This window comes from Pseudomonas sp. lyk4-R2A-8, assembly GCF_030209095.1.
GTDB classification, from domain to species: Bacteria; Pseudomonadota; Gammaproteobacteria; order Pseudomonadales; family Pseudomonadaceae; genus Aquipseudomonas; species Aquipseudomonas quebecensis.
The window spans coordinates 193,559-211,405 of sequence record NZ_JARVSS010000022.1 but is presented as its reverse complement, the minus strand read 5'-3'; the positions used below and the strand labels follow the sequence as shown (position 1 = coordinate 211,405).

General features: G+C 59.7%; 18 protein-coding genes. 11 read left to right on the top strand and 7 right to left on the bottom strand.

Features of this window, described 5'->3' with window-relative positions:
• Positions 1-203: 203 nt before the first annotated feature.
• Together rhtA and QRN10_RS20740 are read left to right on the top strand one after the other, a co-directional pair.
• Positions 204-1,091, top strand: coding sequence for a threonine/homoserine exporter RhtA (gene rhtA, locus QRN10_RS20745; protein WP_181079882.1), 888 nt, complete (start codon positions 204-206; stop codon positions 1,089-1,091).
• Between the two features lie 165 nt (positions 1,092-1,256).
• Positions 1,257-1,538, top strand: coding sequence for a hypothetical protein (locus QRN10_RS20740; protein WP_181079883.1), 282 nt, complete (start codon positions 1,257-1,259; stop codon positions 1,536-1,538).
• 56 nt (positions 1,539-1,594) lie between these two features.
• On the opposite strand, the gene QRN10_RS20735 is transcribed toward QRN10_RS20740, so the two are convergent.
• From QRN10_RS20735 to QRN10_RS20725, 3 genes are all read right to left on the bottom strand, one after another.
• On the bottom strand, positions 1,595-3,403 hold the full coding sequence (locus QRN10_RS20735; protein WP_253511804.1) for an aminopeptidase P family protein: 1,809 nt from the start codon (positions 3,401-3,403) through the stop codon (positions 1,595-1,597).
• A 49-nt stretch (positions 3,404-3,452) separates the two neighbouring features.
• Positions 3,453-4,613, bottom strand: a complete 1,161-nt coding sequence (locus tag QRN10_RS20730; RefSeq protein WP_285429020.1) for a cysteine desulfurase family protein — start codon at positions 4,611-4,613, stop codon at positions 3,453-3,455.
• Between the two features lie 234 nt (positions 4,614-4,847).
• Positions 4,848-5,117 (bottom strand): hypothetical protein, encoded by a 270-nt coding sequence (locus tag QRN10_RS20725; RefSeq protein WP_253511798.1) that lies wholly within the window; start codon positions 5,115-5,117, stop codon positions 4,848-4,850.
• 391 nt (positions 5,118-5,508) lie between these two features.
• Between QRN10_RS20725 and msuE the strand changes: the two genes are divergently transcribed.
• The 5 genes from msuE (at position 5,509) to QRN10_RS20700 (ending at position 10,177) form a co-directional block, all read left to right on the top strand.
• On the top strand, positions 5,509-6,072 hold the full coding sequence (msuE, locus tag QRN10_RS20720) for an FMN reductase (protein ID WP_285429019.1): 564 nt from the start codon (positions 5,509-5,511) through the stop codon (positions 6,070-6,072).
• A gap of 12 nt (positions 6,073-6,084) precedes the next feature.
• A complete protein-coding gene (gene ssuD / locus QRN10_RS20715) occupies positions 6,085-7,224 on the top strand; it encodes an FMNH2-dependent alkanesulfonate monooxygenase (protein WP_253511793.1) in 1,140 nt (379 codons plus the stop codon).
• 57 nt (positions 7,225-7,281) lie between these two features.
• The gene (locus QRN10_RS20710; protein ID WP_285429018.1) at positions 7,282-8,469 is read left to right on the top strand and encodes an acyl-CoA dehydrogenase family protein; all 1,188 of its coding nucleotides are present in this window, start codon (positions 7,282-7,284) and stop codon (positions 8,467-8,469) included.
• Positions 8,470-8,479: 10 nt separating this feature from the next.
• Positions 8,480-9,583 (top strand): sigma-54 interaction domain-containing protein, encoded by a 1,104-nt coding sequence (locus QRN10_RS20705; RefSeq protein WP_285429017.1) that lies wholly within the window; start codon positions 8,480-8,482, stop codon positions 9,581-9,583.
• 135 nt (positions 9,584-9,718) lie between these two features.
• Positions 9,719-10,177 carry a VOC family protein gene (locus tag QRN10_RS20700; RefSeq protein ID WP_181079891.1) on the top strand — a complete coding sequence of 153 codons (459 nt, stop codon included), beginning with the start codon at positions 9,719-9,721 and terminating at the stop codon, positions 10,175-10,177.
• A gap of 31 nt (positions 10,178-10,208) precedes the next feature.
• Here the strand turns inward: QRN10_RS20700 and QRN10_RS20695 are convergent, their stop codons facing one another.
• The 4 genes from QRN10_RS20695 to QRN10_RS20680 are packed head-to-tail and all read right to left on the bottom strand — an operon-like array spanning position 10,209 to position 14,719.
• Positions 10,209-11,441 (bottom strand): MFS transporter, encoded by a 1,233-nt coding sequence (locus QRN10_RS20695; protein ID WP_253511784.1) that lies wholly within the window; start codon positions 11,439-11,441, stop codon positions 10,209-10,211.
• Positions 11,438-12,163: a 2OG-Fe dioxygenase family protein gene (locus QRN10_RS20690; protein WP_253511781.1), complete on the bottom strand. Its 726-nt coding sequence runs from the start codon at positions 12,161-12,163 to the stop codon at positions 11,438-11,440. Before QRN10_RS20690 ends, QRN10_RS20695 begins: the two co-directional genes overlap by 4 nt.
• Positions 12,164-12,167: 4 nt before the next feature.
• Positions 12,168-13,535 (bottom strand): ATP-grasp domain-containing protein, encoded by a 1,368-nt coding sequence (locus QRN10_RS20685; protein WP_181079894.1) that lies wholly within the window; start codon positions 13,533-13,535, stop codon positions 12,168-12,170.
• Positions 13,536-13,564: 29 nt separating this feature from the next.
• Positions 13,565-14,719: a KamA family radical SAM protein gene (locus tag QRN10_RS20680; RefSeq protein ID WP_253511778.1), complete on the bottom strand. Its 1,155-nt coding sequence runs from the start codon at positions 14,717-14,719 to the stop codon at positions 13,565-13,567.
• Between the two features lie 510 nt (positions 14,720-15,229).
• Here QRN10_RS20680 and QRN10_RS20675 point away from each other — a divergent pair.
• Genes QRN10_RS20675 through QRN10_RS20660 form a run of 4 tightly spaced genes read left to right on the top strand, consistent with a single transcriptional unit; the run spans position 15,230 to position 17,836 of the window.
• Complete coding sequence (locus QRN10_RS20675) at positions 15,230-16,432, top strand: PepSY-associated TM helix domain-containing protein (protein ID WP_253511775.1); 1,203 nt, start codon at positions 15,230-15,232, stop codon at positions 16,430-16,432.
• A complete protein-coding gene (locus QRN10_RS20670; RefSeq protein WP_181079897.1) occupies positions 16,429-16,962 on the top strand; it encodes a PA2404 family protein in 534 nt (177 codons plus the stop codon). Before QRN10_RS20675 ends, QRN10_RS20670 begins: the two co-directional genes overlap by 4 nt.
• Positions 16,959-17,279, top strand: coding sequence for a hypothetical protein (locus QRN10_RS20665; protein ID WP_181079898.1), 321 nt, complete (start codon positions 16,959-16,961; stop codon positions 17,277-17,279). The genes QRN10_RS20670 and QRN10_RS20665 overlap by 4 nt, the downstream gene beginning before the upstream one ends.
• A complete protein-coding gene (locus QRN10_RS20660; protein WP_253511772.1) occupies positions 17,276-17,836 on the top strand; it encodes a DUF6162 family protein in 561 nt (186 codons plus the stop codon). Before QRN10_RS20665 ends, QRN10_RS20660 begins: the two co-directional genes overlap by 4 nt.
• Positions 17,837-17,847 lie beyond the last annotated feature (11 nt).

The following is a 17,847-nucleotide window of genomic DNA, read 5'->3' as shown; positions in this document are numbered from 1 at the left end:
GCGCCGGAAGTGGGGCGAATTATAGACTTCTGGAATCTGCCGTCAAGCGTTAATTTGATTTTTCTATCAACTGTCTGAAAAAGTACCTTACGTTATCTAAAAGCAGGCCCACACACTCTAAACTGAGCAATATATTGCTCAGCCATGTTCATTTGAGCATCATATAGGGCCTGCCTCCCGAACATGACCCGGACCCATTACTAATGACCTCCTCTTCTCGCAGCCTGGTATCGACATTCTTTCCCGTCGGCCTGCTGTTGATCGCCATGGCGTCCATTCAAACCGGCGCCTCATTGGCCAAAAGTATGTTTCCTATCGTCGGTGCACAAGGAACAACGACCGTACGTTTGATTTTCGCCAGCGTGATCATGCTGCTTCTACTGCGCCCATGGCGCGCAAGGCTGACAGCCAAATCGCTGCGTACTGTAATCATCTACGGGATGGCCCTGGGCGGAATGAACTTCCTCTTTTATATGTCACTGCGCAGCGTCCCACTGGGTGTCGCCGTAGCGCTTGAATTCACCGGCCCGCTTGCCGTCGCCATCTATACCTCGCGCCGAGCGGTCGATTTCCTGTGGATAGCCCTCGCGATCGTCGGGCTGGTGCTCTTGATTCCTTTGGGTGAAGCCAGCCACGGAATTGATTTGCTCGGCGCCGGCTATGCCCTGGGCGCGGGGATCTGCTGGGCACTCTATATCCTGTTCGGGCAGAAGGCGGGGAACGATAATGGCGTCCAAACCGCTGCTCTGGGGGTGTTGATCGCCGCACTGTTCGTGGCACCTATCGGCATTGTCCACGCAGGCACCGCCCTTCTGACGCCAGCGCTGATCCCGATTGGCATTGGAGTGGCCATTCTCTCCACCGCCCTGCCCTACACACTTGAGATGATTGCGCTCACGCGCCTGCCCGCCCGCACCTTCGGCACGCTCATGAGTATCGAGCCGGCTTTCGGCGCGCTGTCCGGGCTGTTTTTCCTTCAGGAGCACTTATCCATAGCGCAGTGGATGGCCATCACCTGCATCATTCTGGCATCCATCGGAGCCACATTGACCATGCGTAAGGAGTCCAAACCGCTGGTCCCGGCGGATTAAGTCATCAACGCATGTAGATCTGGTATTTGCAGCGCATTTAGGCCATGTTTAGCCAGCAAACCAATCGCATTCATGGAGTTTTTCGACAAGGACAGCACGAACGCTACGCTCGAGAGCGAATAGAGCCGACTTCAAACATTGCGAAGCGGCTATTTAAGGATGGGAATGAAACGAATTTTGATACTGTTGATGGTCGTAGCGATTGCTGGCTGTGCGGCGACCACAAAAACAGAAGTGAAAAGAGGCAAAAAAGGACTGCACATCAACTGCTCCGGCCTGTCCTCCTCCTGGGATCAGTGCTACACCAGCGCAACCCATTCCTGCGGCACCAAGGGCTACCGGGTCATCGCGAAGTCCGGTGACAATTCCGAAGAGCCAGGTGACTACCCTTTCGGCCTGAACCCTGCCGGCTATACCAGTCGCAGCATGATCGTGATTTGCAAGTAGTCGGGCTCAAAGCGTGCGTCGACTGCCTGGCCGACGCCCACTTGAAATGGCAATCATCAAATCGGTGTCGTACGCACCTGCAACCATTCAAGCCCCGCACCGCTGAGCAAAGGGCTCAAGCGCTCACGCACCTGTTCATGGTAAGCGTTGAGCCACGCGCGCTCATCCGCCGTCAACATGGAAGACTCCAGGCAACGGGTGTCGATTGGGCATAAGGTCAAGGTTTCGAACTTGAGGAACTCACCAAACTCAGTCCTGCCCGCCTCGCGATTCAACGCCAGGTTTTCGATTCGCACACCCCAACGTCCAGGGCGGTAGGTGCCGGGTTCGATAGACGTGATCATTCCGGGTTGCATCGCAGTCTGCGGCGCAGGCGCGGCCTGATAGGCAATCACCTGCGGGCCTTCGTGCACGTTGAGGAAATAACCTACGCCGTGGCCCGTGCCATGTCCGTAATCCACGCCATCGGCCCAGATCGGCGCACGAGCGATCGCGTCCAGCAACGGCGACAAGATACCCTTGGGGAAATGCGCACGGGACAACGCAATCACCCCCTTGAGCACACGAGTGCAGTCACGCTTTTGCTCATCGCTCGGCGTACCGACAGGCACCATCCGTGTAATGTCCGTAGTGCCGCCCAGATACTGGCCACCCGAGTCGATCAGCAACAGACCATCACCTTCGATAACCGCGTGCTCTTCTTCGGTGGCGTGGTAATGGGGCATAGCGCCATTGGCATTGAATGCCGCAATAGTGTTGAAACTCAGCGATACATAATCGGGACGACGCGCACGCGCAGCCGTCAGGCGCTCATCGATCGTCAGCTCGGTAATGCGCTCATGTCCCAGCGCACTGTCCAGCCAGGCGAAGAATTCGCACAACGCAGCGCCATCCTGCTCCATGGCCCGGCGGATATGCTCTGCATCGGCCAGGCTCTTGCGCGATTTAGCCAGTGTGGTCGGGTTAAGCCCTTCGATCAGCTTGACGCCGGCATTCAGGCTTTCCAGCAGACCGGCTGTCACGCGAGCCGGGTCAACCTGCACACTGGCGCCCGGCGGAACGCCACGTAGCGCGTTCGCTACCTCGTTGTAGTCACGTAGCGTCACGCCGTCCTGCTCAAGCGCAGCGCGCAACTCGGCGTCGACTTTACCCAATGCCACGAACAACGTGGCCTGTTGCTGATTGATCAATGCAAAAGACACAAACACCGGGTTGAACGACACGTCACCGCCACGCAGGTTGAACAACCAGGCGATGTCATCCAGCGTGGCGATGAAATGCCAATCGGCGCCGTTCTCTTTCAAACTGGCGCGCAGCGCAGCGAGCTTCTCGCCTCGGCTGACAGTCGCCTGTGGCGGAAGGTGCTGATAGATCGGCTGCTCGGGCAGGCTCGGGCGATCTTTCCAGACCTCATTGAGCAGGTCGATGTCGGTGCGCAGGCGCGCGCCACGCTCTGCCAGCCTGGCACTCAGGGTTCGCGCCGACGCGACCGCCATCACCGCGCCGTCCACCGCAACCACGCCGCCTTCAGGTGTCTGTTCGGCAAGCCAGTCCAAGGGGCCGGGCTGGCCCGGCTGCAACTTCACAAGCTCGATACCACTGCCCTTCAGTTCCTTGGTTGCCTGCTCCCAGTAACGGCTGTCGGCCCAAACACCGGCGAAGTCGGCGGTAACAACCAGCGTGCCCACCGAGCCATGGAATCCAGACAGCCATTGTCGCCCTTGCCAGTAACCCGGCAGGTACTCCGACAAATGCGGATCGGCCGACGGCACCAGCAGGGCATGAATGCCTTCGCGGCTCATCAGCTCACGGGTATGCGCCAGGCGCTGCGGAACCGTTCCATGGATCAAAGGCTGCGTGCTCATTGTGTCTCCTGCTAACCACGAATAATTGTTATGTGTTGCGACTGAAAACTCAGACCGCCCAGAACGCCGGTGCAGTGGCGAGTGCCGCCTTGATCAACTGAACCGCCTGGTCGATGTCCTGCTCGGTGGTAAACCGCCCCAGGCTCAAGCGAATGGTACGATCGGCGCTACGGGCGTCATGGCCCAATGCCAGAAGTACATGGGACGGCGCATTGTTGGCCGAGTTGCAGGCCGACGTCGCGGAGAACGCGATGCCTGCACTCAACGCAGCCGAGTTGAATTCACCTTCGCCAAACGTAAGGCTCAGGGTGTGGGGGATACGTTCGGTGGGGCTGCCGTTGAGGCGCACGCCGGCTACGCCGTCCAACTGCTGGAGCAAACGCTGACGCAACGTCATCACCTTAGCGTTCTCCTCGACAAATGACTCGGACGCCAAGGCAAACGCCGCTCCCATGCCGGCAATCTGATGGGTCGCCAGAGTGCCGGAGCGCAAGCCGCCCTCATGCCCACCGCCGTGAATCTGTGCCGATACCTTCTGCTGCGCACGCGCTCCTACGTACAGCGCGCCGATGCCCTTGGGGCCATACAGCTTGTGCGCGGAAAACGACATCAGGTCCACCGGCCACTGCGCCAGGTCAATCGCGACCTTACCCGCCCCCTGCGCCGCATCCACATGCAGCAAGGCCCCTTGTTCACGCACGCGCGCGCCGATGGCGGGGATGTCGTTAAGTGTACCCAGTTCGTTATTCACCAGCATCAGCGACACCAGGAACGTGTCATCGCGCAATGCCTCGCTGACCGCCTCGACGCTGATCAAACCATCGGCGTCCGGCACCAGGTAGGTCACGGCCACGCCGGCCTCCTGCAGCTGCCGCGCGGTATCCAGGGTGGCCTTGTGTTCGATCTGGCTGGTGATGATGTGCCCACCCGCGATGCCACGCGCCTGGGCCACACCCTTGATCGCGAGGTTGTTGGATTCAGTCGCACCGGAAGTCCAGACGATCTGCTCAGGCTGCGCTCCCACCAACTCGGCGACCTGACGTCGCGCCTGCTCGACCGTGTGCCTGGCCGCCTGGCCGAAGGCATGGGAGCTGGACGCCGGGTTACCGAAATTGGCATTGAAGCCCAGGCATTCGACCATCACCTGGATGACCCGCTCATCCACCGGTGTGGTGGCGGCGTAGTCGAAATACAACGGACGTTTAGTCATGACGTTCAAACACTCGCAGAGCAGGTTCCCGAGAGCAGTGTCTCAGGGGCATTGACCGGAACAAGAGGTCGTCAGGTTTACCCGATCGGATGCCATTAAAGAAGGACCACTTTATTTAATTGTGCGTAGGAACGCTCCTGAAATTCAGCTTAACAGGCTGAAGCGGCCCCAAGGAAAACAAAAAGCCCGAGGATTCTTGACGGAAACCTCGGGCTTTTTGCCGCCGAACGGGGGTCAACTGGGGCGCCCGTGCAACGTGATGCTGCGCTCGGCGTTCATTTCGCCCTGCCTATCAAAGCCGAAGGGTTTGGCCGGCTGGCCGGTCAACGCTGCGCGCTGGCGTTGGTATTCGTCAAAAGACAGTCCGCGACGACTCAACGATTCCAGCGCCAGTTGCTTGGTTTCTTCCGCTGAGTAAGGACGCAACTCAGGGGCAGGATGGTTCGCACAACCGGCGAGTACAGAGACGACAAGTAATAGGGAAACAGCAAGAAAACGGTGCATGGCGGCGGTCCTGAGAGAGAGGTTCAAGTCAATGAACACAGGCTACTCCCGCCCCTGCAGAGTGAAAAATCATCGTCCGTGATAGTTGCTATCAACCTTTCCGGCACCTTCGATAGCCATCACGCATATTCATTATTGATCTATAAATATAAAAATACAGTCATTTACGGAATAACAATGACCTTCTATAAATGCGCTCAACACGCCGAAACTGTTTGCTGCACAACTGTTGTCCAGGCAACAGCTCTTCAACAAAACAGCAGGCAGGCAACAGCCGCTTTGCAACGCTAAGCCCGCAAGCTCCGCCAGCCGAGGCCTGCGGCTATTGGTACAGCTCTTGCTCAACCCGGTGCACACCCTGTTACGAACCCTGTTGAAAAAGGAACTGTGCATGACCCGCCCTCTAAACGTTGTAGCCCTCTCCGGGGGAGCCTGGCGCCCGTCTCGAACACGTGTACTGGCCCAAGCGCTGCTGGATGAACTGGCCACGCGATTGCCAATCCAGTCCACGCTGATCGAACTGGGCGACATCGCCCGGCCATTAGGCGCGGCCCTGTCGCGCGACGAGTTACCCGCCGAGATCGAAGCTCAACTGCTGAGTATCGAACAGGCCGATCTGCTGATCGTTGCCGCGCCGGTGTATCGCGGCTCTTACCCAGGCCTGCTCAAGCACCTGTTCGACCTGATAGATCTCAACGCGCTGGTCAACACGCCGGTTCTGCTGGCAGCCACCGGCGGCAGCGAACGGCACGCGCTTGTGCTGGATCATCAGCTGCGTCCGCTGTTCAGCTTCTTCCAGGCACTGACCCTGCCCATCGGTGTGTACGCCACTGAAGCCGACTTTACCGACTACCAGATCACCAGCGAGCTACTGAAAGGCCGTATCCAACTGGCTGCCGAGCGCGCTGCGCCGCTGCTGGCCGTGCATGCGCCCTCACTGTTGAAAATTGCCTGAGGATAATGAGTCATGGATGTTTTCTGGTTCTTGCCCACCCACGGCGACGGTCATTACCTGGGCACCACTCAAGGTGCACGGCCGGTGACACTCAATTACCTCAAGCAGGTCGCCCAGGCCGCTGACAGCCTGGGTTACCACGGCGTGCTGATTCCCACCGGTCGCTCGTGCGAAGATTCCTGGGTAATCGCCTCGGCGCTGGTGCCATTGACCGAGCGCCTGCGCTACCTGGTAGCGATTCGCCCAGGCATCATCTCGCCCACGGTATCTGCACGGATGGCGGCGACCTTGGATCGCCTGTCCAACGGGCGCTTGCTGATCAACGTGGTCACCGGTGGCGATCCGGATGAAAACCGCGGCGACGGCAGCTTTCTCGACCATGCCGAACGCTACGAAGTCTCTGACGAATTCCTCAGAATCTGGCGTCGCGTCCTTCAGGGCGAATCCGTGGACTTCAAAGGCAAGCACCTGCACGTACAGAACGCCAAGGCCCTTTACCCACCGGTGCAGAAGCCCTATCCGCCGCTGTACTTCGGTGGCTCCTCGGACGCGGCCCATGACTTGGCCGCCGAGCAGGTCGACGTGTACCTGACCTGGGGCGAACCGCCTGCCGCCGTCGCGGAAAAACTCGCCGATGTGCGTGAACGCGCCGCTCGCCACGGGCGCACCGTGAAGTTCGGCATCCGCCTGCATGTAATCGTGCGCGAGACCGAAGAAGACGCCTGGAAAGCCGCCGACAAATTGATCGAGCACATCAGCGACGAGACCATCGCCGCCGCGCAAAAATCCTTTTCGCGCTTTGACTCCGAAGGCCAGCGACGCATGGCCGCCCTGCATGCCGGCCGCCGCGACAACCTGGAAATCGCTCCCAACCTGTGGGCCGGCGTCGGCCTGGTGCGCGGCGGCGCCGGAACTGCCCTGGTGGGCAACCCACAGCAAGTGGCCGAGCGCATCAAGGAGTACGCGGACCTGGGCATCGAGAGTTTCATCTTCTCCGGCTACCCCCATTTGGAAGAGGCGTATCGCTTTGCCGAACAGGTATTTCCATTGCTGCCCGAGCCCTACGCCAGCCTGGCCGGGCGTGGCATCACCAACCTCACCGGCCCGTTCGGCGAAATGATTGCCAACGATGTATTGCCCGCGAAGAACTGATCGACGCAGCGGTGGGAGCGGCGCCGGCCATTCCCACCTCGATAAAGAGGAATACCCGTGACAGCTAAACCTCACAGCGTCCCGCCATCACCGTTGCAGACCGCCAAACTGCTGGCCGCCGAATTCGCTCTCACTGCGGTTAAGCGCGACGAACACGGTGGCACGCCCAAAACCGAACGTGATGCCCTGCGCCAGAGCGGCCTGCTGGCACTCAGCATCCCTGCGCAATACGGTGGGCTGGGAGCAACGTGGAGCAGCACACTGGCGGTCGTGCGCGAATTCGCCAAGGTCGACAGTTCCATCGCCCACATCTTCGGTTTCCACCACCTGATGCTCGCCACCGTGCGCCTGTTTTCACGGCCGGACCAATGGCAGCCGTGGTTCGAACAGACCGCACGCAAGAACTGGTTCTGGGGCAACGCCCTCAACCCGCTGGACACCCGCACCGTGGTAAAGGATTTCGGCGGCTGGCGAGAGTTTTCCGGTAAGAAAAGTTTCTGCTCCGGAGCCAGCGATTCCCAAATGCTGATCGCCTCCGCAGTGGACGAGAACGCTGGCGGCAAATTGCTGATTGCCGCCATCCCCAGCGGCCGCAGCGGCATTACTTTGCACAATGATTGGAACAACATCGGCCAGCGCCAGACCGACAGCGGCAGCGCGAGCTTCGAACGGGTACGTGTGGAGGAATCGGAATTGCTGCTCGACCCGGGCCCACTGAGTACCCCTTTTGCCTGCCTGCGGCCGCTGATTGCGCAGTTGACCTTTACCCATATGTTTCTCGGCATTGCAGAAGGCGCCTTTGCAGAGGCACGCCACTACACCCTCACCGAGAGCCGCCCGTGGCACAAGTCCGGCGCCCAAGGCGTAGACCAGGACCCTTACGTGCTGCATCACTACGGCGAGTTCTGGGTGGCGCTCGAAAGCGTACGCCTGCTGGTCGAACGCGCCGCCGATTTACTGGATGAGGCCTGGGCCAAAGGACCGGCCTTGGGTGAAAAGCAACGGGGTCAATTAGCGATTGCCATTGCCACCGCCAAAGTCGCCGCCACTCGCCAAGGCCTGGATTTGTGCAGCCGTCTGTTCGAAGTCACCGGCGCGCGGTCCACCCACGCATCGCTGCGCCTGGACCGACACTGGCGCAACCTGCGCACGCAAACCCTGCACGACCCGGTGGACTACAAGCTCCACGAACTGGGGGACTGGGCGTTGAACCAGTCCCTGCCGACTCCAACGTTCTACTCCTGAGAGGTGCCTCATGCAGCTTCTGACACTACCGCCCTCACCGGCCCTGGCGACCTCCATCCGGGCCACCGCGCAGGTCTTTGAAGACCCCAAGTCCCAGGCCCTGCTCGACCATATCCAGCAAGTGGCGCCCAGCGAAGCCAGTGTGTTGATCATCGGCGAGACCGGCACCGGCAAAGAGCTGGTGGCCCGCCACATTCATAACCTCAGCGCGCGGCGTAATCGTCCGTTCGTGGCGGTGAACTGCGGGGCCTTCTCCGAATCCCTGGTGGAAGCGGAATTGTTCGGCCATGAGAAAGGCGCATTCACCGGCGCACTCAGCGCCAAGGCAGGCTGGTTTGAAGAAGCCGACGGCGGCACCCTGTTCCTGGACGAAATCGGTGATCTGCCCATGGCGATCCAGGTCAAATTGCTAAGGGTGCTGCAGGAGCGTGAAGTGGTGCGCCTGGGCTCTCGCAAAAGTATTGCGATTGATGTGCGCGTGCTGGCGGCGACCAATGTGCAATTGGAAAAGGCCATCAACGCCGGGCATTTTCGCGAAGATCTCTACTATCGCCTCGACGTGGTCAGCCTCGAACTCAGCCCGCTGCGCGAACGCCCAGGCGATATCCTCCCGCTGGTTCGCCACTTTATCGAAGCCTACAGCCAACGCCTGGGCTACGGCCCGATCGCCATCAGCCGTGAAGCGGAACTCAAGCTCAAAAGCTACAGCTGGCCGGGCAATATTCGCGAGCTGGAAAACGTGATCCACCACACCCTGCTGATCTGCCGCGACGGCGTGATCGAGCGCGATGACCTGCGCCTCTCAAACCTGCGTATCGAGCGCCAGGACGACCCGGGGCACGTTGCCGATAACAGTGCCGAAGCCCTGCTGGAGCGAGCCTTCCAGAAGCTGTTCGAAGAACAGGCCGGCGCCCTGCATGAAAAAGTCGAAGACACCCTGCTGCGCGCCGCGTACCGGTTCAGTCATTACAACCAGGTGCACACCGCCAATCTGTTGGGGCTGAGCCGTAATGTGACACGCACCCGCCTGATCAAGATCGGCGAACTGGTGGTTAACAAACGCCGGCCTGGGGAAACCCTTCAAGGCGAGCGAATGCTGCATCTATCCATTTAGTCGACAGCGCCACGCGCAGTGACTGGCTCGACACCCAATCCCCCTCGTCGGAAGCGCCATAGCCTTGATTGACGTCGCCTATAGTGAAAAACCGGTCATTCCGGTTTTATCCACTCGCCAATCAAGGAGAACGCTATGAGCGTCAACCCAATACCCGAGGGCTACCAGAGCATCACGCCCTATCTGGGCATCGACAAGGCCGCCGAAGCCATCGAGTTCTACAAGAAAGCGTTCAACGCCACACAGATCATGCGCCTGGATATGCCCGACGGCCGGGTCGGCCATGCGGAACTGCGCATGGGTGGTTCAGCGATCATGCTGGGTTCGCCCTGCGATGAAGCAGCCCTGCGCAATCCAGACGAACACGCCAGTGTCGGCCTGCATCTCTATGTCCAAAACGTGGACGAGCAATTCAAGCAAGCCGTTACCGCCGGCGCGAAGGTCGTGTCCGAGCCGCAGGACCAGTTCTATGGCGATCGCAGCGCAACCGTGAAAGATCCGTATGGCCACCTCTGGTTCCTGGCGACCCGCAAGGAAGACCTGACTCCTGAACAAATCCACCAGCGCGCCGAAGAGCTGTTCAGGCAGGGATGAAGGTCGGCTATCGGTTTTATACCCGCGCAGTTCATGGGGGGGTCGACTCGACCTGCCGTGCTGCGCGGGCGCCTATCCACACAGTCATGATCAGCAGCGCGCTCAGCGGCAGCCCATGGAACAGAATAATCACTTGGGCGGGTGTCCACGTCAGGTAGAACGGCCCCACCACCAGCATCCCCACGCCGAAACCGGCCATTTGAATCAGCGTCAATAAACTGAAGAGCGGCAGGCGCAGGCGATCGGGTTCACTTTGTGCACGGGACACCAGGGCCACCTCCGATATCCCGTCCCCGAGCCCGGCCCACACCACCAGCAGCAGCGCCAGCCACAACTGGGTCTGCTGAAACGTCAGGATAAAGCCGCTGGACATCAGCGCCACACCCAGCATGAACAGGCGCTCCATGGCGTGCAGACCGCGACCTTTCAACACCGCGCTGGCCAGCCGTGCGCCGACGAACTTACCGCAGGCCCAGACCGCCAGCAGATAACCCATGACGGTTTTCGCAGTATCCGGCGAAATGTATTGAGACAGTACCGGCCAGCCCACGTTATGCGCGGCGCTGCCCAGGGTGTCGAGCATGCTGATCAGCAACATGGCCGCCAGCACAGGCGCGCCTCGCAGCCCTTTGGTCAATGCGTGCCACTCGGCAGCGAAGCTGCGATGCTCGGCCATGGCAACCGAATACAAGGCGCGTAATGGCAGGATCAGGCACGCGGCCACCCCGTAGGTGCCGATGTTGACCGCGAACACCGCTTCGAAACCGCCGGTGGCGATCAGCAACCCTGAAAGCAAACTGCCGAAGACCGCCCCCGTGGCGGCCGCAGACGTGATCCACGCGTTGGTGTCCACCCGCTGCTCAAGCGCCACCCACGTGGGCAGTTGACTGTTGAGGCCGATGGCAAACAGCGAATTGCACAAGCCGATGCCAAACGCGATGAAGGGCAGGACGCTCAACTGATGCGCGGGTATCAGCACCAGCAGCGGCACCAACAGCAGTGCCCGCGCCAGGTCCAGCCCGGCCAGCGTGCCGCGCCCGGCAAAGCGCCGAAAAAACGGGATACCGAACAGACTGGCGACAATCCCGCCGGTCACCCGGCACGCCAGAAAAACACTGACAAACACCACGCTTTGGCTAAGCCAATAAACATAGGTGGATAACGCCACCATGTTGAGAAACGCACCGAAGTCCGAAACGCCGCGGGCAAAGACAATCAGCCGCGCGTTTCGGGTCGACAGGCCCTGCTGAACATCCTGGCTCATGAAGACGCGGCCTCATCATCAACGCTCTGGCGACGCAGGCTGACCAATAACACATCGCGCCAGGCTGGCGCGGATTGCGTCTGCGGTCGAACCTCAGCAGCGCGGTGGTAGAGACCACGGTCATTGATCACGATAGTTTCCAGGAAATGCGCCATTGGCAGGCTGAACACCCGGCTCTGTTCTGTCTCATGGGTAAAAATCTCCGAGACCACCGGCACCGTGTTGCATTCGCCGATGAAGTGCATGAACACCCAGTCCAGGCCGTCCTGATGAATACCTGACGTCGTGGGGCTGCTTGAGTACGCCTCCGCCCTGATCCGGAACTGGTGGATATCGATGGTGTACGCCTGCTCATCCAGGCACGGGCCAATGATCGCAAGGTCGGTGGCCAACACTTTACGCATCAGCGGATGCTCGATAAAGCCATCCTCGCAATAGCTCAAATGGTTCACGCCCTGGCGGTAGTTGACGGCGTAAGTGACGGTGGACGTGTACGCGGCGTTCCGGTCGATCTGCAATTGACGCCCAGGCGATAAACGATAGCGCAGGATGCGACGTTCGCGATGCGTGTATTCCTTGAACGCCTCGTCCCGGACCAGGTTTGCCCAGTAAGCACAAAAGCTCTGCACTTCGCCTGGCCCAGCCGCAACCAACGCGGCAAAGTCGCGGTAATGACAATACCGCTGCTCAAGCAAGCGCGCTGAAATCTGCTGGGTATTCACGCTTCTATCCTTCAGCAGGGCGATCAATGATCACGCGCAGGTTGTGCACGAGGGCTTCGTGCAGGGCATAGGCATGGGCGGCATCGTCGACCTGGGCCCAGCACTTGAGCAGATAGTGCTCTTCGATATCCGCGTCAATGGTATTGCCGGGGTCCTGCTGCGCGTACTCCAGCACCGAGGGGTGTCGATCCAGATACGCCGAACCTTCGATGCCCCTGAATTGGCCGCTGTGCTGCGGATAAATCGCCAGCATTGCGTAGTGTTGCCGGGCCTCGAGGACCTTGCGCGCGCCTGCCTCCAGTTTTGCGTCAAGCGTTTGGTCGCCCAGCAGCAACGAAAGATACAGTTCAAAGGGGTTGATCGCAGCCAGGTCACGGAACGCCGCGCTCACATACAGGCCTCCCACGCGGGGGTTGATCTCTATCACCACCGGGCCCTCGGCGGTCATTCGGAATTCGAAATGCACCACGGCGTTGGTCAGGCCGACCACCTTCAGGCAATCCACCGCATAAGCACGGATCTGCTCGCATTGGGCTTGGGTGAACGACGTCGGCGGCGAAATCAACAGGTTCTCAAGCACAGTGCCACTGCGCTCGGTGAGCAGCAGTTTCTCGTTGATCAGCACCGCGTGGGCGCGCTCGCCGAGCATCACACATTCCACACTGCCTTCGATGCCGGGTATATAGCCTTCTAAAAGAACACTGCGACCCGGATGATACTCATGCCTCTGACCGTCCTCTTCCGGCAACGCGTGGGCACAACCATAGAAATCCGCGTAGGCAGCCGCGCCGTGTTGCTCGACGAAATGCCGGTAATGGTCCTGCAGCTCAGTCCAATTCGAACATTTCCTGATAAACGCCGACGCACCGCCGAAGGGCGGTTTGGCAATGAGCGGATACCCGACCCGCTCGGCACCTTCGCGAAGTTCTCGCTCGTCCTGGCACAGGGCGAACGGCACGGAGCGAAGCCCTTGCTTTTTCAGCATTCGGCGCATCAGGAACTTGTTATTACACGCGCTGATGGCATCCGGCTGGCTATGCACCAGCCCGAGCCGCCGACACGCCTGCGCGACGATACGACCTACTTCGCCTTGGGCGGACGGATGACCGGCCTGGCAGAAAATCGCCAGAATGCGATAACGCCCATCCAGTTCGCCGACCAGCTCCAGAATGCTCAGCTCGCTCAGTGCGTCCAGCAGGAACACTTCGTCGCTGTCATCCAGCAGCCGCTGCAGGTGTCTGCGCCCCGCCACGCCGGCGGTCAGACACCGCAGCCCTCGGGCGCGAGCAACGGCGAAGTGCGGCTCACGGTAGTGATAGCGAACAGAAGCGCTGTCATCGACATCAATAAATAAAATAGCGTCTTGATTCATGATGGGTGCGACCTTGTTCCGTAAGTTAATCAGGCATCCTGCCAACGGCACCAATGGCCCTCCCAGTTGCGAAAACAGTAATAACGCTGCCCGCCAACCACGTCGAAGTATGGCAGGTCTTCAGGTTTTTCCAGGTCCAACAAAGGCACCGTGAACTTGCCTTGAGCGTGCGGCAGCACATATTCGGGCAGGGCAATATTGGATACGCGCCGCTTGAGTCGATTCATAATATCGATAGCGTGAGGGATTGAAGCTTTATATTGCGAAGCCCCCGGCGAAAACGGCATGAAATGATATAAGTAATAAGGTTTCACACCCAGGCGATAAAGATCGATAAACAGTTTATGCAGCGTCGCCTCGTCATCATTTACACCGCGTAATAGCGGCATATTGGAAAAGACAATCGGCACTGCACTTTGAATACGCTTGACCGCGGCGGCAAATTCAGTACTGAGTTCCAAGGGATGGCAAACATGCACGCCGAATGCATTGACGTTGTACTTTTCCAGCATCGCCACCAAGGCATCAGTGACCCGGAACGGATTAAAACTCAAGGCGCGCGAGTGTATGCGTATCAGCAGTTCGTCGCTGATGCCACGCAGCGCCGCCAAATTCTCTTCAAGCTTTCGATCAGCCAGCATCAGGGGGTCGCCACCGCTGAGGATCACTTCTTCAATCGCCGGGTTCGCGCGGATATAGGCCAGGGATTCCTTGAAGGAGTCCGTGCTGGCGTTGGCTTTGGCGGTATCCACCTGCAGCGTGCGCAGCGCTTCGAAGCAAAACTGGCAATAGGCATTGCAGGTGTTCGTCATGCGCAGGATGACGCGATTATCGTACTTGTGCTGGCAAATAGGCGTCTTCATCTCGTGACTCAACTCCCAGTTCTCGGAAGTACCGTCATAATCGCCGCTGACCTGCTCACTCCAATACGGCACGACTTGCCGCCACAAGGGATGGTCCATGACCTCGCCGCCGGTCAGTGAACGATTGATCAGATCAACGTAATAAGGCGTGATCTGCATCTTGCGATCTTGCAAGTTATGCTCGATATGCGCAGAGGTTTCTTCACTCCAGCCACCGCACGCAACACGAAGCGAATATTCATCGCGAATGGCGTTCTTTTGCTGCCAGCGCCAGTCTTGCCACTGCACCGAACTATTGATTGAGCGATCGAAAATAGACATCCGTGCTGTCTCTCTGTTTTAACTTGAGTGCGCGCCGTTCTTGAATAGTAATTCGTTGACTCATGACAATACCGGCGCCAGGCAACGGCGACATGAGATCAACTTATTAACGTGTTTATCAATAACAAAGAAGTGATGCGCGCGGGCTGCTTTCCAGCAGATAGGTTGGGGACTTAACCATCTCATTACATCCTTTTAATAAGCGTTTGACTTCCAAGTCCGCCTACACTTAAGACGATGGTTTGGCCGATGTCAAAAAAATACCCATCTTTTTTTCAGGGATTAACCCCTGACGGCCGTAAGGCCTCCATCGCTCAGGCCAGCCTGCCGACCCCCAACGTACGGTTGATCCAAGGCAAAGCGCAGCCCTGAAACATTTTCTTTCATTTGCGCCTTAGGGATTTCTCATTCTCATCCGTCTTAATTTAGATACAGCCTGTCGCGTCAGCAAAAGCTACGACCGGCCTTTTCCGGGCGCCCATCGCCCTTCCGATCAAGACCCTCATTCACATGTCGAAGAAGTCACGCTCCAAACTCTGGTTTCTCGTACACAGCTGGCTGGCCTTGCCCATCTGGTTCTTCGTACTGATCGTCTGCGTCACCGGCACCCTGGCGGTGGTCAGCCAGGAAATCGTCTGGCTGGCCAACCCCGAGATCCGCGCGAGCAAACCGTCCGATGACGCTGAACCGCTGAGCTTCGACCAGGTAATTGCCGCCATCAAGCGCGACGATCCCCAAGTGATCGTGCGCTCCATCATCCGCCCCGATGAGTCGCACTTCGCCTTGAGCGTCGGCCTCAGCTACCCCGACGGTCGCTCGGTAGAGGCCTATGCCAACCCTTATACCGGCGCAATCCAGGGCATCAGCCCGGCATTCGATTTCCAGCAATTTACCCGTGCGTTGCACGGTTGGTGGCTGGTGCCGTTTACCAATGGCTACAGCTGGGGCTGGTATCTGGTTTCATTCCTCGGCTTGCCGCTGCTGGCATCGCTGGTCACCGGCCTGGTGGTGTACAAGCGCTTCTGGAAAGGCTTCCTGCGCCCTACCCTGCGTATTCGCCATGGGGCGCGAATCTTCTGGGGCGACTTCCACAGGCTGAGCGGTATCTGGTCGATCTGGTTCATCGCGGTCATCTCCATCACCGGCACCTGGTTCCTGATTCAGGCATTCCTGGGGGACAACCAGATCTCCATCTCCAGCGAGCCCATCGTGCCGGTGATTGCCCGCGATAAAGTGCCGACCTCGGCCGCCGGCGTTCCGGCACCGATGATCCCCCTGGACGACGCCATCAAGATCGCCACCCAGCGCATTCCGGGGCTGGAGGCCAGCTTCGTGTTCCTGCCGCTCAACGCCTACAGCCACCTGCAGATCGGTGGCCGGGGCTGGTACCCGCTGATGTTCCAGACCGCGCAACTGAACCCCTATGACGGAGATATCGCGGTCTCACACCTGCTCTCCGACCGCACGCCCCTGGAGTTCGTCACCGAATCCATGCGCCCGCTGCACACCGGTGACTTCGGTGGCCTATGGATCAAGTTGATCTGGGCGTTTTTCGGCCTCGTACTGAGCATGATGGTGCTGAGCGGCCTGCTGATCTGGACCAAACGCACCGCCCTGGCCACCGCCAATGCCCTCAAGCGCAGCCACAAAGTACAGCGTCAGGCTGCATCGATTCCCGTTATGCAGACTGAAACCCAGGAGGCCAATCCATGAGCAAAGTCGCTGCCGCACCGTCGCCGCTGCGGACGTTCTGGCTGAAATGGCGTTTTCACCTCAACCTCCTGCTGGTCCTGGTGCCTCTGGGCTTCATGCCCAGGTATTTCGCCGACGCCGCACTGTTTCGTGGAGACACCGGCATCGGCGAACGGGTGGCCGGCGACGTGCAGGTCGGCCCCTGGAGCCTGACCCTCGCCGAATTCCGCAACGAGGGCCCGAGCCCCGATCCCGCCGGGCCGATGAAATTCTTCAACGCCGCCCTGTGCGCCGCCTGTGCCGACCAGGTCAAGGCCACTTACCTGCGCATCGGCAAACCCCGCAGCCTGCGCGCCGCAGGGGTGATCTTCTTTGGCACCCCCTATCGCATGGGTGCCGGCCTGCCGGTGCCTGCGCGCACGCCGCCCGACGCCGAACTGTGGATCACCATGGAAGGCTGGGACGGCACGATGCACCAGGGTTCCATCCCGCTCAGCCAGGCGTCGCCCGCCACCATTGCCTGGCTGAACAAGCAAGGAGTCAAACCATGACCTCAATCCTGCGCGCCTTTACCGCGCTGCTATGCGTGGGCTTCAGTGCCACCGCGCTGGCCCATAACCCGATGTGCGAATGCAAGGAAATACCCGGCGAGCAAATTCAGTGCAAAGGCGGCTTCTCCGATGGCAGCGGCGCTCCCGGCGTGACCCTGGACGTGATCGGCTACGACGAGACCGTCCTGATGCCTGGCAAGCTCGGCGCCGATTCGACCCTGACCTTCAAGAAGCCTTCGGCCGAGTTCTACGTGTTGTTCGATGCCGGCCCCGGCCATGTGGTGGAAATCGACCAAGCGGATATCCAGCCCCAATGAGTACGACACAGGTTGTACGCCCCGCCGGTGCCGGACACGAAACTCTGTATGTGCTGCTGTTGTGCCTGATCATCCTGGCGGTCGCCGGGACAGTGGTGGCACTGCACGGCGAACCCCAGCAGGTTGCGGTCCTGCCCAGCCATCAATTGGATGCGCGACGCGACCTGAGCGCCGCCGAGCAAGGCATCTACGCCGACCTGCGCGTGACCCTGGATGAAATCCACCTGCTGCAACAGGAGCAGAGCGCCCTGCCGACGCCCGAGCAACTGGCCGAGGAAGGCTTCGCGCCGTTCGCTCAGGATGCCAGCTCGGTCAGCCGCGGCGATCACCGCTGGCAGTTGCTGGCACCAGCCGCTTACCTGGGGTTGAGCCAAGTGCCAAGCGTGAGCGGCTCATTGCTGATGCGCGTGCAAGGCAGCGAGCCGGATATCTGGCTCAACCGCACCCAAGACCTTGGCGCCCCTTCCGACCTCACTGACCAGGCGCTGATCGCAGCCGGCTGGCAGCAGGTGGTCGCGCAATTCGATGCCGGCGTGACCCGCCAGCACCGTCACTGAACGAGAAGACC

Coding starts and splice junctions, on each gene's coding strand:
- rhtA (WP_181079882.1), top strand. CDS start 204: ATGACCTCCTCTTCTCGCAGCCTGGTATCGACATTCTTTCCCGTCGGC.
- QRN10_RS20740 (WP_181079883.1), top strand. CDS start 1,257: ATGAAACGAATTTTGATACTGTTGATGGTCGTAGCGATTGCTGGCTGT.
- QRN10_RS20735 (WP_253511804.1), bottom strand. CDS start 3,403: ATGAGCACGCAGCCTTTGATCCATGGAACGGTTCCGCAGCGCCTGGCG.
- QRN10_RS20730 (WP_285429020.1), bottom strand. CDS start 4,613: ATGACTAAACGTCCGTTGTATTTCGACTACGCCGCCACCACACCGGTG.
- QRN10_RS20725 (WP_253511798.1), bottom strand. CDS start 5,117: ATGCACCGTTTTCTTGCTGTTTCCCTATTACTTGTCGTCTCTGTACTC.
- msuE (WP_285429019.1), top strand. CDS start 5,509: ATGACCCGCCCTCTAAACGTTGTAGCCCTCTCCGGGGGAGCCTGGCGC.
- ssuD (WP_253511793.1), top strand. CDS start 6,085: ATGGATGTTTTCTGGTTCTTGCCCACCCACGGCGACGGTCATTACCTG.
- QRN10_RS20705 (WP_285429017.1), top strand. CDS start 8,480: ATGCAGCTTCTGACACTACCGCCCTCACCGGCCCTGGCGACCTCCATC.
- QRN10_RS20700 (WP_181079891.1), top strand. CDS start 9,719: ATGAGCGTCAACCCAATACCCGAGGGCTACCAGAGCATCACGCCCTAT.
- QRN10_RS20695 (WP_253511784.1), bottom strand. CDS start 11,441: ATGAGCCAGGATGTTCAGCAGGGCCTGTCGACCCGAAACGCGCGGCTG.
- QRN10_RS20685 (WP_181079894.1), bottom strand. CDS start 13,535: ATGAATCAAGACGCTATTTTATTTATTGATGTCGATGACAGCGCTTCT.
- QRN10_RS20680 (WP_253511778.1), bottom strand. CDS start 14,719: ATGTCTATTTTCGATCGCTCAATCAATAGTTCGGTGCAGTGGCAAGAC.
- QRN10_RS20675 (WP_253511775.1), top strand. CDS start 15,230: ATGTCGAAGAAGTCACGCTCCAAACTCTGGTTTCTCGTACACAGCTGG.
- QRN10_RS20670 (WP_181079897.1), top strand. CDS start 16,429: ATGAGCAAAGTCGCTGCCGCACCGTCGCCGCTGCGGACGTTCTGGCTG.
- QRN10_RS20665 (WP_181079898.1), top strand. CDS start 16,959: ATGACCTCAATCCTGCGCGCCTTTACCGCGCTGCTATGCGTGGGCTTC.
- QRN10_RS20660 (WP_253511772.1), top strand. CDS start 17,276: ATGAGTACGACACAGGTTGTACGCCCCGCCGGTGCCGGACACGAAACT.